Annotated in this window: 16 protein-coding genes; 12 read left to right on the top strand and 4 right to left on the bottom strand. The window is 61.7% G+C overall.

Annotation, left to right across the window (positions count from 1 at the left end; all coding sequences use genetic code 11):
- Positions 1 to 3: 3 nt before the first annotated feature.
- Together IEX78_RS13225 and IEX78_RS13220 are read right to left on the bottom strand one after the other, a co-directional pair.
- Complete coding sequence (locus IEX78_RS13225; protein ID WP_188829187.1) at positions 4 to 303, bottom strand: WXG100 family type VII secretion target; 300 nt, start codon at positions 301 to 303, stop codon at positions 4 to 6.
- A complete protein-coding gene (locus IEX78_RS13220; protein ID WP_188829186.1) occupies positions 304 to 645 on the bottom strand; it encodes a WXG100 family type VII secretion target in 342 nt (113 codons plus the stop codon).
- Between the two features lie 186 nt (positions 646 to 831).
- On the opposite strand from IEX78_RS13220, the gene IEX78_RS13215 reads away from it, so the two are divergent.
- The 3 genes from IEX78_RS13215 to IEX78_RS13205 are packed head-to-tail and all read left to right on the top strand — an operon-like array spanning position 832 to position 6844.
- Positions 832 to 2454 carry a class I SAM-dependent DNA methyltransferase gene (locus IEX78_RS13215; protein ID WP_188829185.1) on the top strand — a complete coding sequence of 541 codons (1623 nt, stop codon included), beginning with the start codon at positions 832 to 834 and terminating at the stop codon, positions 2452 to 2454.
- Entirely contained in the window at positions 2451 to 3647 is a 1197-nt protein-coding gene (locus tag IEX78_RS13210; protein WP_188829184.1) for a restriction endonuclease subunit S, read from the top strand. Before IEX78_RS13215 ends, IEX78_RS13210 begins: the two co-directional genes overlap by 4 nt.
- Entirely contained in the window at positions 3647 to 6844 is a 3198-nt protein-coding gene (locus IEX78_RS13205) for a type I restriction endonuclease subunit R (RefSeq protein WP_188829183.1), read from the top strand. Before IEX78_RS13210 ends, IEX78_RS13205 begins: the two co-directional genes overlap by 1 nt.
- A gap of 17 nt (positions 6845 to 6861) precedes the next feature.
- Here IEX78_RS13205 and IEX78_RS13200 read toward each other — a convergent pair whose 3' ends face one another.
- On the bottom strand, positions 6862 to 7278 hold the full coding sequence (locus tag IEX78_RS13200) for a helix-turn-helix domain-containing protein (protein WP_188829182.1): 417 nt from the start codon (positions 7276 to 7278) through the stop codon (positions 6862 to 6864).
- A 39-nt stretch (positions 7279 to 7317) separates the two neighbouring features.
- Between IEX78_RS13200 and IEX78_RS13195 the strand changes: the two genes are divergently transcribed.
- The 9 genes from IEX78_RS13195 (at position 7318) to IEX78_RS13155 (ending at position 14319) form a co-directional block, all read left to right on the top strand.
- Positions 7318 to 7551: a hypothetical protein gene (locus tag IEX78_RS13195; RefSeq protein ID WP_188829181.1), complete on the top strand. Its 234-nt coding sequence runs from the start codon at positions 7318 to 7320 to the stop codon at positions 7549 to 7551.
- Positions 7552 to 7918: 367 nt separating this feature from the next.
- On the top strand, positions 7919 to 9526 hold the full coding sequence (locus IEX78_RS13190; protein WP_188829180.1) for a hypothetical protein: 1608 nt from the start codon (positions 7919 to 7921) through the stop codon (positions 9524 to 9526).
- A gap of 98 nt (positions 9527 to 9624) precedes the next feature.
- On the top strand, positions 9625 to 10275 hold the full coding sequence (locus IEX78_RS13185; protein WP_188829179.1) for a hypothetical protein: 651 nt from the start codon (positions 9625 to 9627) through the stop codon (positions 10273 to 10275).
- A gap of 29 nt (positions 10276 to 10304) precedes the next feature.
- Complete coding sequence (locus IEX78_RS13180; RefSeq protein WP_188829178.1) at positions 10305 to 10688, top strand: hypothetical protein; 384 nt, start codon at positions 10305 to 10307, stop codon at positions 10686 to 10688.
- A gap of 425 nt (positions 10689 to 11113) precedes the next feature.
- Positions 11114 to 11278: a hypothetical protein gene (locus IEX78_RS13175; RefSeq protein WP_188829177.1), complete on the top strand. Its 165-nt coding sequence runs from the start codon at positions 11114 to 11116 to the stop codon at positions 11276 to 11278.
- An 8-nt stretch (positions 11279 to 11286) separates the two neighbouring features.
- Positions 11287 to 11643, top strand: a complete 357-nt coding sequence (locus tag IEX78_RS13170) for a YbaB/EbfC family nucleoid-associated protein (RefSeq protein WP_188829176.1) — start codon at positions 11287 to 11289, stop codon at positions 11641 to 11643.
- The gene (locus tag IEX78_RS13165) at positions 11640 to 11981 is read left to right on the top strand and encodes a hypothetical protein (protein ID WP_188829175.1); all 342 of its coding nucleotides are present in this window, start codon (positions 11640 to 11642) and stop codon (positions 11979 to 11981) included. The genes IEX78_RS13170 and IEX78_RS13165 overlap by 4 nt, the downstream gene beginning before the upstream one ends.
- Positions 11978 to 13762: an alpha/beta hydrolase gene (locus IEX78_RS13160; protein ID WP_188829174.1), complete on the top strand. Its 1785-nt coding sequence runs from the start codon at positions 11978 to 11980 to the stop codon at positions 13760 to 13762. The genes IEX78_RS13165 and IEX78_RS13160 overlap by 4 nt, the downstream gene beginning before the upstream one ends.
- An 89-nt stretch (positions 13763 to 13851) precedes the next feature.
- Positions 13852 to 14319, top strand: a complete 468-nt coding sequence (locus IEX78_RS13155) for a hypothetical protein (RefSeq protein WP_188829173.1) — start codon at positions 13852 to 13854, stop codon at positions 14317 to 14319.
- A 15-nt stretch (positions 14320 to 14334) separates the two neighbouring features.
- Here the strand turns inward: IEX78_RS13155 and ggh are convergent, their stop codons facing one another.
- Entirely contained in the window at positions 14335 to 15675 is a 1341-nt protein-coding gene (ggh, locus tag IEX78_RS13150; protein WP_188829172.1) for a glucosylglycerate hydrolase, read from the bottom strand.
- Positions 15676 to 15695 lie beyond the last annotated feature (20 nt).

Here is a 15695-nt window from a genome sequence, read left to right as displayed (position 1 = left end):
AAGTTATCCGGAGCCCAACATCTTCTTATTTAGGTCGGCCGCGTTACCGTAGCGAGTGTGCGCCGATTTCGCGGCTGCACTCATGTCACGCAACCCTTCAGCAAATTCTTGCGCGCCAGTGATCCATTGGGTATGGGCAACCTGATACGCGTCGGCAGCCAGACCTTCCCATGTGCCGCCTTTGAGCGTGGCGACTTGGTCATCGATCTGATCGAGGTGCTCTGCGACGTAGCCGGCTAGCCCTGAAATGCGCGCGACGATCTGATCGAGTTCGTCCATGTCTACTGAGAACTGAGAATCCATCTACTGCGCCGGGAGGCTTAGGCTGGACATGTTCAGTGTGTAGGCGTGCGATACGTCTTGCTGTTGAAACGTCTCTGCGGTGATCCCGAGCTTCTCCGCCATTGCAGTCAGCGCCGCGATGATGGCTACGCCGCCTTCGCGAGTCTCAGTCCAGCCGGTGCCAAACCGTGTGGCTAGCTCGCCCGTCCAGCCTTTCGCGAGCAACGCATCTACGTCCGCGTGAGCCGAATCTAGCGCCGCGCGAAGCGATTCCGCTATTCCGTAGACGTAGCGCCCGACGGCTTGGACTTCGGTGGGTACAACCGACAGCGACGGTGCGCCGCTCCCCCCAGGAGTGCTCATATCGGGTGACGCTACTGGATAGGGCAGCGACTCGCTACCCGGCAGGACTGTCAGAAGGGGCAATGCTGATAAGCCCGCTTATCAGTGCATCCGCTCGATCCAGGTGGGTGGCGGGGCCTACTGTTCTGTCGGTGAGCCTAGCTGCGGATTCCCACGCGGCGCGGTCGAACTACGAGAGGAGTCCCGATGCCACCTAAGAAGCGGCAAGAGGCGGCGGAGCCGTCGACGATGAAGGAGCTCAAGGACACGCTCTGGAAAGCGGCCGACAAGCTGCGTGGGTCGCTCACTGCCAGCCAGTACAAAGACGTGATTCTGCCGCTCGTGTTCCTCAAGTATGTTTCGGACGCCTACGACGAGCGCCGCGAAATCCTGCGCGCCGAACTCGTTGCCGACAACGTCGATGAGGCGACGATCGCTGATCTGCTCGAAGATCCCGACGAATACGTTGGCTACGGGGTGTTCCTTGTGCCGCCGGTCGCGCACTGGGACTTCCTCGCCCGCAACGCGAAGGGCCTGTCCGCTGAGGGCGACCAGGCCGCCAAGTCGATCGGTCAGCTCATCGATGAGGCGATGGACGCGGTGATGGGCGCGAATGAGTCGCTGCTCGGCACCCTTCCGCGCATTTACAACCGCGACAATATCGATCAGCGCCGTCTCGGTGAGTTGGTCGACCTGTTGAATAGCGCCAAGTTCAGCAGGCAGGGCACGCATCGCGCACGCGACCTCATGGGTGAGGTGTACGAGTACTTCCTCGGAAGTTTCGCCCGCGCCGAAGGCAAGCGTGGTGGCGAGTTCTTCACTCCGCCAAGCGTTGTGCGCACGATCGTTGAAGTGCTTGAGCCATCGCGCGGCCGCATCTACGACCCGTGCTGTGGTTCGGGTGGCATGTTCGTGCAGTCGGAGAAGTTCGTTGAATACCACGACGGCGACATCCAGGACCTCGCTGTCTACGGCCAGGAAGCCATTGAAGAGACGTGGCGGCTCGCGAAAATGAACCTCGCCATCCACGGCATCGGCAACAAGGGACTCGGCGCGCGTTGGGGCGACACCTTCGCCCGCGACCAGCACCCGGACGTGCGCATGGATTACGTGATGACGAATCCGCCGTTCAACATTAAGGATTGGACCCGCAACGCCGACGACCCGCGCTGGAAGTACGGCGTCCCGCCCGCGAATAACGCGAACTACGCGTGGATTCAGCACGTGCTCTACAAGCTGGCCCCCGGTGGTTCCGCTGGTGTCGTGATGGCGAACGGGTCGATGTCGTCGAACTCCAACGGCGAGGGCGATATCCGCGCGAAAATCGTTGAGGCGGACCTAGTTTCGTGCATGGTCGCGATGCCGACCCAGCTGTTCCGGTCGACGGGCATCCCGGTGTGCGTGTGGTTCTTCGCGAAGGACAAGTCGCCGGGCAAGGGCGGGGCGATCGACCGCCGCGGGGAAGTGCTGTTCATCGACGCCCGCGAACTCGGGTACATGGTTGACCGTGCGGAACGGGCGTTGTCGGATGAGGACATCGCACGGATCGCGGATACATACCATGCTTGGCGGGGGACGGATTCTGCTGCGCGCAAGGGGCTTTCGTATGCAGATGTTCCTGGGTTCTGCGCTTCGGTACCGTCGAGCGAGATCAAACAGGCTGGTTACACGCTGACGCCGGGACGCTATGTCGGCGCGGCCGAAGGTGCTCTCGATGACGAACCTATTGAGGAGAAAATTGCCAGGCTTCGTACTGCGCTATTCGATGCGCTCGATCAATCGGATGTGCTCGGGCAGCGAGTGCGGGCGAAGTTAGCGAGTGTCGAATGAAGCTGGACGACCTTTGCGCAAATATCGTCGACTGCGCGCACAAGACGGCTCCGATTGACGTCGACGGGGAGTTCTTCGCGGTTGGTACGCCCGCGATGCGGGGAAATCGAATCAATTACGAAGAAGCCCGTCGCGTAAGTCGGGAAACCTTCGAATTATGGACCACGCGTCTGAAACCCCAATACGGCGATTTGCTGCTTGCGAGGGAAGCGCCTGTTGGCCCGGTCGTCCGGATTCCCATTGAGGAGAACGTCGCGCCCGGCCAGAGGACAGTTCTGCTCAGGCCCAATCCTGAGCGCCTCGATCCCGTTTTCGCTTACTACCTGCTCGCCTCGCCGACGATCCAGCGCCGTCTGATTTCAATGGCTGAAGGCTCGACGGTTGCCCACCTCAATGTGGCCGATATTCGCGAGATGTCCGTCGGAGATCTGCCGCCGCTGGCGCAGCAGCGGGCGATTGCGGAGGTGTTGGGGGCGCTCGATGACAAGATTGCCGCCAACTCGCGAACCATCGATGTCACCGGGCAACTTAGCGACGCACTCTTCGCGAAAGCGCTAAGCCATGTCACGACGCGTGCCACCATACGTGAGCTTGCTTCCGACGGTGTGCTCATTTTCGGCGATGGTTATCGAACAAAGCGGTCTGAGCACGGAACGCCTGGCTGCCGGATCATCCGCGCTGGCGATATCCAGGATGGCCGCGTTGTGCCGAGCGGCGAAGACTTCGTTGCGAAGCCATTCCTCGACAAGGCTGCCGCGAAGATCGCACAACCTGGCGATATCGTCCTGACGACTAAAGGCTCGGTGGGGCGCGTTGCCGTGGTCCCACACGGCGTTGAGCCCAGCGTCTACAGTCCGCAGCTTTGTTATTTCCGTGTGAGCGACGACCATCACGAACTTCAGCCGTGGCTCGCGACTTGGTTTCGGAATGTCGACCGCGTAGCGCAGACGGATGTCGCGATGCACAAAACCGATATGGCACCTTACGTGAATCTGCAAGATATCGGATCCCTAAGTGTCCCAGTGCCCGGACCAAATGCGCCGAGCGCGCTGGGCAAACTTCAAGCGCTGACTCACCGGGTCGGCGCAGAATCGGACGTCCTAGCAAAAACTCGGGACGAACTCCTCCCCCTCCTAATGTCCGGCAAACTTCGCATCAAAGACGCGGAAGCGAAAGTGGAAGAGATAGTTTGATGTTTGACAACGTGGGCACCACCGAAGCTGATCTTGAGAACGCGATGATTGAGCGGTTAGCGGAAATGCAAGGGTGGGAGCCCGCGTTTGGCACTGACATCAATCCCGGGGTCGATCGCGGGCGGGAGACGTTAAATGAACTCGCTATTCCCGCCCGCATGCTCGACGCACTGCGCAAGCTGAATCCGCAAGTGCCGATCGAATATCTTGAGCAGGCGCGGGGCGCGGTGCTCGCCCCCGAGTCGCTCGACCCGATCGCCGAGAACTTTCGGGTGCACAAGATCCTCGTGCACGGGTATCGCGGAATCACCTACACCGATCATCATGGGGTGGAACAGAATCCGACGATTCGGTTCGTCGGTGCGCGCGTTGAGGACAACGATTTCCTCGCTGTTCAGCAGGTGCGCATCACCTCGCGTGATCACGATCGTCGCTTCGACGTAGTGCTCTACCTCAACGGCATGCCGGTAGTGATCGCAGAGCTGAAGCGGCCGGGAGCGGTGAACGCTGATATCGCGTCAGCGCACGCGCAGCTCGCAACCTATCGCGAAGAATTCCCGATGGCGTTCCGATTCGCGGTGCTCACGGTGATCAGCGACGGTGTGCTCGCACGCTATGGCACCCCGTTCACTCGGCTCAATCACTACTCGCCGTGGAACGTCGACGACAGTGGCGAGCCGCTCACCGGCGCGCGTCGTATTGCCGACGAGGAAGAGGGCATCGAACTCGACTACCTGGTCGACGGCGTGCTCAACACCGAACGATTCCTCCAGCTCCAACGCAATTACGTCGCGTTCGACAGCAGTGCCGATGGCCTGCACAAACGCATCGCCAAACCGCATCAGTACTTCGCGGTAAGCAAGGCCGTTGGTTGCACCGTCGAAGCGTTGCGCAGCGACGGCAGGGCTGGCGTTGTCTGGCACACCCAGGGTTCGGGCAAGTCGATGGAGATGGAGCTCTACACCCATCTCGTCGGGACGCGCCCTGAGCTGAAGAACCCGACCGTTGTTGTCGTCACCGACCGCAACGAACTCGACGGCCAGCTTTTCGAAGCGTTCCAGCGTTCGGAACTGCTGCCTGAAGAGCCCAAGCAGATCGGTTCGCGCAGCGAACTTCGCGAAAAACTCGCCGACCGCCAGACCGGCGGCATCTTCTTCACGACTTTGCAGAAGTTCGGACTGACCAAGGAGGAGAAAGAGTCAGGGCTCGATCACCCGTTGCTGTCTGATCGCAGCAATATCGTGATCGTGGTCGATGAAGCGCATCGCAGCCACTACGAAACCCTCAACGGTTACGCCGCGCACCTGCGCGCCGCGCTGCCCAACGCGACCCGCATCGCGTTCACCGGAACGCCGATCTCGTTCGAAGACCGCAACACGGTGAACGAATTCGGCAATCACATCGACGTCTACGACCTCGTGCGTGCCGTCGATGATGGCGCGACCGTTGGGGTGATCTTCGAGCCTCGATTGCCGGAAGTGCTTATCTCCGAGGGGGTTTCCGACGCTGAGATTGACTTGGCCGCAGACGCGGCGGTCCTCGGACTCGACGAGGCGGAGCGCGCGAAGATCGAGGGCGAAGTTACTGTCCTCAACGCGCTCTACGGCGCACCTGAGCGGCTAGAAGCTGTCGCGAAAGACCTTGTCGCGCACTGGAAAGCGCGCCGCGAAGCCATGAGCGAGTTCATCGGTGGCCCGGGCAAGGCACTCATTGTGTGCGCGACGCGCGAAATTTGCGCCGACCTCTACGCCGAAATCATCAAGCTTGAACCCGAGTGGGCGTCGGATGCCAATGCCGAAGGTGTCATCAAGGTCGTCTACTCGGGTAGCGCGAGCGACCCTGCCAACGTCCGTAAGCATGTGCGGCGTGAGTCGGAGAACAAGTCGATTACCAACCGCCTCAAGGTGGCCGACGACCCGCTTGAGCTGGTGATTGTGCAGAACATGCTGCTCACCGGCTTCGATGCGCCTCCGCTGCACACGCTCTACCTAGACCGGCCGATGCAGGGTGCGCTACTGATGCAGACGCTTGCCCGCGTGAACCGGACCTTCGAGGGCAAGCCGAACGGACTGGTCGTCGCTTACGCGCCCATCGCCGACAACCTCGAACGGGCGCTGAAGGAATTCACCCGCAGCGCCGGACGTGAGCAACCGGTGAAAGCCACGCCGGACGCGGTGATCGCGGCGACACGCGAGCTGGTCGCACGCCTCGATGATCTATGCTCGGGCTACCCGTGGAGGTCCAAGCTCGGCGGCAAACCCGGCCAGTACTTCCGCGTTGTGAACGGGCTGCTTGCCTACCTTCGCTCCCCAACAACGCCGGGGAACCAAGACGAGCCGACTCTTGCTGACCGGTTCCGTTCGCTGTCAAACGAACTCAAGCGGGCATGGGCGGTTTCGCATGGCGCGCAAAATCTCGCCGACATCGCCCCGGTGATCAAGTTCTATGAGGAAGTTCGCGTCTGGATGGCGAAGTATGACGCCGAACAGCGCAAAGCCGAAGGTCGGCCGGTGCCTGCCGAGATCAAGCGCGTGCTCGACAAGCTGGTCGCCGACTCGACGGCATCGGGTCGAATTATCGACATTTACGAAGCGGCAGGCATGCCGAAGCCCTCACTCACCGACCTCACGCCCGAATTCGAGGAGAAGGCGAAGAACGCCGAGCACCCGCACCTGGCTATCGAAGCACTGCGCGCGGTACTGACCGAGGAAGTGCGCCAGACGACTCGAAACAACCTCGCACGGCAGAAGGCGTTCTCAGAACGGTTGCGCGAGTTGATGAATCGCTATACGAACCAGCAGCTCACTTCAGCTGAGGTGATCGCCGCGCTCATCGAACTCGCCCGCGAGGCGTCACAAGAACGCAACCGTGGTGCGCAATTCAGTCCGCCACTCAGCAGCGATGAGCTGTCTTTCTACGACGCCCTTCACGAAAATGATTCGGCGGTAACCGAATTGGGCGACGACACCCTGATCGCGATCGTGAAAGAACTGATCAAGATCATGCGCAACGACATTAAGACTGACTGGACGGTACGCGACGACGTCCGCGCGAAACTGCGCTCAACGATCCGCCGCTTATTGGTGAAGTACAAGTACCCACCGGACCGCCAGCCCGACGCGATCCGCTTGGTGATCGACCAGATGGAGGTGTTGGCACCGATGGTGGCGGCTGAGCGGTTGGCCGCGCGGGGGTAGGAGTCAGGAGGTTTGGCTCACCGGAGGTTACGCGCCGCCTTTATCCCCTCGACATACGCGGCGACGTGCCGTAGTTCGCGGTCGGTGAGCCCAGTCAGGTTCACAACTGAATCGCCTGGCAGCGATTGCGCGGTTGCCGGGTGCTTGTCGGCCGGACACGGTGATTCGGCCGGGCTCAACCCGACCTCTTCGAGTAGATGCGTCGGATCGAGGCCGACGGCGTGCGCCATAGCCTGAAGGGTGTCGGCCGTCGTCCGAACCGGGACCCGATTGCCCTGCTTGTACTGAACCCCGGTCTCGACTTGCGTCCACAGGCTGCTGCTGATGCGTGCCTCCTTGGCGGCCTGAACCACCGTCAGCCCGCGCTCTTTGCGGGCGGCTTGCAATTTTGCACTGATTGCCGACGGTATCGGCGCGCTGGGATGCCTTGACATGCAATGAGTGTAGTTTTACGGGCCGGATATCCTGCTGGTGTGCCTGACGAAACGACGATCACGGTGCCTACACGTCTCTACGACCGGCTGCTTGAGCTTGCATCGGCCCGTGGGCTGACGGTGGCGCAGGTGGTCCAGCGCCTGGTTGACGGTGCGCCCAGCCGACCGAAGCCGACGATGGGTGGATACCGCAGCGGTGGCCCGCTTGCCGCCGAAGAAATCGATCGTGAGCTAGCTGATCGAACGCGGTTCGGGTTGCCCAGCGACGGCTGAAGCCGCTTGCCAATTCGCCGCCATTCTGCGCATGGCCATTGCGTGCGCTAGTTCGTCGGACGTTACGGCTTCACCGTGAGCTAGCTCCGCATCGGACGCGACGAGCCTTGCGACGGTCTCGGGATCCGAGAGCGCGGCGACGGTTTCTTCCAGCGGCGTCGCCTTATCCGCAGCAAGTTCCATAGGGCAAGCATTGACCATATTTCGCAGGTCGTCTAGCAGCAGGGTGCGCGCACCGCGCCCTTGCGGCCGGTCCGGCGGCGGCGTTGGCCTCGGCTGATCACGGGGTGGTAACGTCGACTGCCAGCGGGTTTGGCGACAAGGGGGCCGCGATGATGTCTGACTTATTAGTGCGGGAGGGGACTCGGTGACCAATGATCAAGGGGCGTCGCTCAGCGACCTTCCCGCAGCGCTAGTTCCGATTTTCGGGGGCGCGACGACGGCGGCTGCCGAAGGTGCGCAACAGAAGGTTGCTGCCGCGCAAGCGCGCGCGACCGCGACTGATCAGGCGTTGGCGGCAAAGAACGCGGGCACTGACCCCAATTTCGTTAATTCGACCGATAATTTCGGCCACTACAGCCACTCCGACATTTATCTGCACGCGCAGTCGCTCAACGTTGAAGGCCTCCAATCCGCAGCGAAATTGTGGACAGCTGAGTGCACACGACTCTCGGATCTTTCGATGTCGTTGCAGACCGCAGTGTTGGGCCTGATGGCCAGCGGCGGCTGGCAGGGGGCAAGTGGCGACTCAGCGCGAACGGCGCTGGGTGCGCTCGGTGGTGCTACCCGACAGGTCGCGGAAGTTTTCTCCAGCGTTTCCGACCGGCTTGATGCGGCGGCCTGGGCTGCCGAAGCGACGCGTCTTGCCGTTCCCCCGCCGAACGTCTCGTCGGCGGTGCTTAACCCGAACCCTGATGATCCGTTGTCCCAGATCGTGCCCGGCCTAGCTAATCCGGCCACCGTCACCGCCGATTCGGATGCGCGGATCGCGGCCGAGAATGCCGCTCGCGCGACGATGACCGCGGTCTATAGCCCGGCATTTCCACCGACCGGGAACACGGTGCCATCGTTTACCGAGACCGCGAATGCGGGACAGCCTGGGGTCTCGAACGCGGGAATACCTGACGCCGCAGGCAAGCCCGCTGCTCCAGGGGGTGGCACGGAGAGCGGGACGCCCAGCGGAACGCCGGCCTCGTCTGACAACGGCAGCGACCCAGCATCGGCTGATGCACCCGGTGCTGGGGATAAAGGCTCCGTTGGCGACCAGGGGCAAAATTCAGAGACGGGCACGCCCGGCGACGACAAAACGAATCCGGCATCCACCCAGCCAACACAGGCCGGTCAGGTCCCTGCCGCTCCATCAACAGGTTCGCCCACGACGAACACACCAGGGGCTGGCGCACCGGGTACGACGGCAGGTCCCGGCGGAAGCGTTCTCGGTGGAGGTCCCGGCCAAGCAGGCTCTCCTATTCCGGGAAGGTCGGTTCCGGGCCAGGGCGCGGCTGTGCCCGCAGGTGGGCGGTCCGTAGCGGGCGGTACGGGTGCGTCAGGTCGACCAGGTGGAATGGGACCGATGATGCCGGGCGCTGGCGCACGTGGCGGAAAAGGCGACAACGATGACGAGCATCGGATTCCCGATTACTTGCGTCGGGTACAGCCGGATTGGCTTGCAGGCACCGACGCGATGTCAGGAGCTCTCGGCGCGGATGCGCCGTCGGCAGCGCCGGTTGAAGGTGCCAATCATGGCCTGCCAGAAGCAGTTTCGCCCACCACGCGGACGTATCCCCGCAGCGAACCGATGATCGAAAGGCCGTCCGTTCCGGCAACGCGAGCAGCGCAACCTGAGCCCGTCCCAAGCTCGCCACCGCCGGAAGCTCCCCAACCTGCGCTCTCCGCAGACCTCGCGAGTTTGCTTGCGCAGCACGGCCTTTCGACAGGCGCTCGCGCTGAGACACCATCGAACGGTCAGCGATGACACCACTAGCAACCTGGACTCTGACGCCAGACGAATTCGCTGTTCTTTGGTCGCGGGAAACCGGGCTCGACTCGTTCGACTACCCTGCCCCATTAGTTGTGCGCGAAGCATTTGCGACTCGTGATGAACAAGACCGCTACGTCAGCACGGCGTTAGCGGCCAGATTTCCGCAGGGTGCCGACGACACGCTGCGTGCGGCCTTCACGATCATGGCCAAGGCGGAAACCCGACTTCGTTGCCAAGGAGAGCTTGCGGGTGGTCTCGCGGTTCGAATACACGGTGCGGCATTGGATAACTTCGGTGTGACGGTCCATCAGTACGCGACTTCCGCTGAACCATCGACGGCGATTTTTGTCGCGCTTGTTCGTCGGGCGGATGTGCCGTCGACGGTGTGCGCCAAGCTTCCTCCCACGCAAGCAGGCGCGGCCGGTTCGATGGTCGGTTACACGCAGCGAGTGCGCGGCGAAGGCGAGCAAGGAATCTGGGGAATTGGCGCGGGGGAGAACTCTGCCGAAGACCGTATCCGCAGGTTGCTGCGGCAACGCAGAACCGGGGAAGGACAGTTCGTTCTGCAACGTGCTGCGAATTCTGAACGGCCACACCCGCCCCTTTTCACCAGTTGGATCGATATTGCGTCAGGTTCGGCAGCGGCCGGTCGGTACCTGATCACCGTTGATAGCAACGACACCACTGTCGTTGCTGCGACCGGTGACCAGCTGGCGCGAGAACTCATCGAGCGGAGGCGCTGACATGGGCGGGCGACGAGAGGAGGCATGTCGTGGCTGACGGAGGTTTGTACGGTCAGGCGGAGATCTCCGCGTTCAATCAAGACGCGCGCGATCAGAACTTCACATTTGTTGAAGCGGATGTGCGGGCTGTAGTGAAGGAGATTGACGCGTATATCGCGGGATTGCAGGCGTGCCATGCCGCAATGGCCGAGGGTGAGGTCGTCAGCGGATTTGGCACGCTCCCAACTGGAATCGAGCTTCAGCTGGGATTTCGGAAGAAGGCCGCATTGAGCAAGGTGGCCCTCGAACAGTTGATCCAGCGCGGAATGGAACTGCGTGAGGGGTTCTTCCGCGCTGCCAAGCTGACGAAGGACGCCGATGCGACCGCCGCTCAGCGAATCCAACTCGCAGGTGCGTCGGGGGCGTCGTCATGAAGCTCTCGCGAGCGGCAGGCGCGCTGACCAGTGTCCTGGTTGCTGCCGCAGCGTGCGGTTGCGAGAGCAACACGGCAGAACCCGCTACTGCTGTTGTGATCAAGTCGCCAGTTGCTGACGCACCGACCCAAGGCTCCCGGACTAAGGTCCCGGTCGCGTGGGACCCCTGTGTGCGGGTCGGCGACGACGTCGTACCCGCTTCTGAGGGCTTTGATCCTGGAACGCGGGTGCGGAATGATTCCATTAACAGCGATTACGCCTTCATTGGGTGCAGCTTCTCCCGAACAGAGGACATCAGCGGCCAAGTTCTGCCCGCTGGCAAACTCACGATCTGGTCCGCGAACGTCACGCCGCAACGGGTGAGGGATCAACTGCGGGAACGCGGCCTGGAGGCAACCGACACCAGCGTCAATGGCCGATCAGCTATGAGATGGAGCGAGGGCGTTTTCGGCGGCTGCGTTGTCGCAATGCCCGGTCCTGACGGGGTCGTTGAAGTTATGTTGAGCGGCTTGCCCGCATTGAGCAACTGGGATGCGTGCGCCCACATCGACAGCGTCGCCAAGTCCGTCGAATCCGTACTCCCGAAGTGAGGTGGGCCATGTCCAAGGACCTTGATCCGCTCCCGCAAAAGACCGATGCGCTGGTCAACGCACTCACCGCGACCCGGTCGACGGTCACCGCGGCGGACGGGCTCGTGCGCGTCGAAGCGTGCGCCGATGGCGAGATCAGCGTGCATATCGACGACAAAATACTGGTTATCGGCGGCGCTGGGCTGAGTAAGTTGATCACTGAATTAGCCGCGCATGCGCTCGCGACCGCACGGGGAAACGCCGCGAACGCGTTGGCGGATTTTCGGGCTGATCCGCGAATCGCGGAAGCGGTGGCCGCGACAGTCGACGCCATGCACCAGCCGCTCGCTCAACCACATCCGCACGAATGGGGAGGTAGACAGTGAGTGGCGGCCTCGGCGACTCAGTCAAAATCGACATCGATGACGCGGTTTCCCTGGCGAAGGGGATGCGCGGGTACGCAAGCGAGATCGCTTACGGGACGGTCGCGCCGAGCAGTTTCGGACGCGCGGCCAACGCGGTCCGATTCGGCTTCGCTGATTTCCGGCTGGCCGACGTGTGCGCGGCTAAGTCATCTGAAACCGCCACCGCGAACGGAGCTTTGAGCGATGCGCTGGAAGCGATCGGCGACAACACTGTCAAGTGTGTCGACGCCTTTCATCACACCGATTACGTGAGCAAATTGCAGATCGAAAACGCATCGACCTGGAAGTCCGGCAAATGACCGCGCCAGCAGGCAAGCCGGCGACGAAAACGCAGGCGGCGTCGATCGTTCCCGGCGCATTGCAGGGACAAGCGACGGAGTGGCAGTCCCTCCACGACCGATTGGTTGCGAATCTCGATCTCGCCCAACGCGATTACGCCGGCTCGGGCAGCTACTGGACCGGTAAAGCGGGCGACCGTGCGCGCGAGAGCGCTTCGACAACCGTGACGGAGGGCCGAAAGATCACCTCCGCGCTCGCCGCCGCTGTCGCTGCCGCAAATACGGGCCAATCCGATATCGCGACAAGCAAAGCAACGGCCGTCGCGGCAATTGAGCTGGCCGAACAGGCGAAGTTCAAGGTGGCTGAAGATGGCACCGTCACCGCGCCTGACGCACGAAACTCATTGCCTAACGCTAAGACTGAGGACATCACGGCCGCGCAGGCCGCCCTAGATGCGACCGCGAAAACAACATACGAGCCGCCGATCAAAGCAGCACTCCTCGGGCTGGGGCAGACTATCGAGAGCACTACAACGGCGATCGAGAAGGCGTTCGAAAACATCGGCTCGGTGAAAACCGCAGTGCACAACGTGCACGTGAGCTTGGGCGAGCGAAGCCAGCAGGTCCAAGACATTCTCGACGGCAAGAGCAAGGTGCCGACGAACAGCAAGGATTTCAAGTCGTTTTGGGACACGCTCTCGAACGAGGAGAAGGACGCGCTGTGGAACCAGAATCACTACATCGGCAATACAGACGGAATGCCAGCGACGGATCGGGACCACTACAACCGATTGACGCTCGACGAGCGACTGACCGCCGCCCAGGCAGCCCGCGCCGAAGCGCAGCAGATTTTTGCAGCACACCCCGAATGGACTCCGCAGGTCCTGTCATCTGGCGTTCCTGCCGAAAGCAAAGCTGATTTCGAACGTTGGCTCGCTAAGCGTGAGGAATCGAAGCACCTTGAGGACTTGACAACCCTAAAGGAAGTCACGGGTGACAAATATCCAAATAGCGTGCTGATGCAGGTTGACGACAAATCCGGCACGAATGTCCACGCTGTCGTTGCTGACGGCAACCCCGACACAGCGTCGCACGTGACAACGTACGTCCCTGGAACTGGGTCGGAGCCCTCAAAAATGGGCAAGGATATGGAGCGAGTCGCCGCTATGACGGATTCGGCCCTAGATCAGGGCGCCAAGCGGCCAGTGACTGTCGCTTGGTTTGGTTACGACGCGCCACCGGGCCTTTTTAACGCCACTCAGGATAGCTACGCCAAAAACGGAGCATCAGCGCTGACCGCATTCCAGGACGGCCTTCGAGTGACCCACGAAGGCAGCCCGTCCGCGAACACAGTACTGGGGCACAGCTACGGCACAACGCTGATCGGCGAGGCTGCTTCGAACGGTCGGACCTTGAACGCGGACAATGTTGTCCTAGTTGGGAGCCCTGGCGCAGGGGTCGACAATGTTCGCGAAATTAGCCTGTCAGGCGTTGCGGACGGCACGCAGGGCCAACATATTTTCGCTACGCGGGCAGAGAATGACCCTGTACCTCGATATTCGTGGGCCAATGAGGCGGGTGTACTTATTCCGATCGGTGGCGTACTGACCGACGACCATGGCATTAACCCGACCGATTCAAGCTTCGGTGGCCAGGTGTTCACGTCCGACCCCGGCACGGCCGGACCCTGGTGGTCAGGCGGATACAGTACGGATGCTCACAGCGATTATTGGAACACCAATTCGACATCCCTAGTCAACATGGGTCGGATTATTGCTGGCAAGACTGCGGAAGTGTCGTGATGATGAAAAGGACCCGCGCGGCCGTCGTGGCGATGACTGTGTTCGCGCTAGTCGGTTGCTCCGAATTCAAACAGGATGGTGGATCTGCTGTGAATGAGTCGCTCACTGCCCCTCAGGCGCAGGAGAAGATCTATGCGTATATGCGGGAAACCCTCGGCGAATTGCCTGCCGGCGCCGCGCTTTCAAAGGTTCCCGACAATACGGAGTTGGGTGTGCGGCGGTCTCTTCGGCCGAATGCTGTGCCCTGTTGGGACGGCAACATTCAGTCGTCCGGTCCGCGGTATTTGAGCGTCCACTACTGGATTACCGGGCTTCCAGCTGGTTCTGTTCAGCAGTACTACGACCAAATCGGTGCGAGCTGGAAAGCGAAGGGGTGGGAAATTCAAACTATGGGCACCGATGTCATCAAAGCGTCGATACCCGACGGATTCGGACTGAAGGTTCAGGATGCCGGGAAAGGCGACGGGTCGCTCAGTCTCGCCGGATACTCGCCGTGCATCCCTGAATCGACCATTGACCAGCTTGCGAACAACCCCGAGACTATCCCGCGCCCATAGGCAGAACCCGGGAACTCACCCCAACCAATCCAAAACCGATGCTGCTGTCCATGACTGCTGCATACTGCCCAAAGGGGCGCCCGTAAAGGGCTCGTAGTACTCCGCGAAAGAGCCGTCGCTTGCCTGGCGTAAACCCTCCGCGCGCAGCATATGGCTGCGTTCGGCCCAACCTCGGCGGGCGAAAGCCCAGGAGAAAAGCCAGCTCATTACGGGCCAAACCGGGCCCCGCCAGTATTCGCGGGGGCGGAAATCTTTGGATACCGGGGACGTGGACGGGGGTAATGCGTAGCGGAGGTCGGGGTGGCCGCAGAAGCGGGGGCCCTCGAAGGTGTTCAGTAGTTGGCGTTCCGCCTGGCGGGGGAGGCCGCCTGACAGCAATGGCGCGAACATCGCCAATGTCTCGGTGGTGATCCAACGGTCGAGTCGCACGTCGAAATCCCTTGCAGCGCCCGTACGTTGGTCGGTTGTCGCTACCACGCCCTTGCGGAAACGGTCGGCCCAATTGTGTAGGTCGCGCACGTCGGCAAGTGGTTGCTTGTATTCCTCGCCGATGTCGGCGAGCACGTCGCACGCCAGCGCGAAAATCGCGGAAACGAATACGTCTTCAACCGCGAAACTCATCGCCTCGGTGAGCTGGAAATCGTCGTAATTCACTCGGCGCATTTGTTCGACCAACCACAAATAGCGGTCGTATTCGCGGTCGCTTGGGCGCTGAGTCGGGTCGGAAATAATCGCGGTGTCTTCGCGACGGTAAGGCGGAAGATCAAGCCCAGGAACAACATTCGCATACGCCCGATCCCAGCGCGGCGAATTGTCCATCCCCGATTCCCAGCCGTGGTACAGGGTGATTCGCCCATTTTCCTTCGGGTCGCGCGCGTGCGCCAACCACCGGTGCCAGCGCACCAAATCCGGCCAGCGGCGGTTCAAAAACTCCTCAGCAACCGCGCGCGTGCTGCGTCCGTGCCTGCGGGAATGGTCGAGAATGCGCTGCACCGCGATCGCGTGCACGGGCGGTTGCGTGATGCCGGACGTGTCGGGTCCTTCAGGCGCGTTCGGCGCGAGCTGGCGACATTCCCACCGCGACGGTCCCGGAAAATACCCATCGACCCCATTCGCGAACACAATGTGCGGGATCATCCCGTTCTTCCACTGCGCCGAAAGCAAGGTGTCGAGTTCGATGACCGCCCGTTCCACCGACAGCGGTGCCAACCCGACCGCGACAAACGCCGCATCCCAACTCCACATGTGCGGGTAGAGGCGAGGCGCGGCCGAGGTCATCGTGCCCAGGTCATTGCCGCGCAGGAGATAAGCCGCGCGGGCGGCGAGCTGCGTCGAGGTAAAGCCGGGGTCGGTCATCCTCATAGTTTGCGACTCAC

It is taken from the genome of Nocardia camponoti (assembly GCF_014646135.1).
GTDB classification, from domain to species: Bacteria; Actinomycetota; Actinomycetes; order Mycobacteriales; family Mycobacteriaceae; genus Nocardia; species Nocardia camponoti.
Note: the sequence above shows the minus strand (reverse complement) of the source record. Positions and strands in the feature narration are given on the sequence as shown.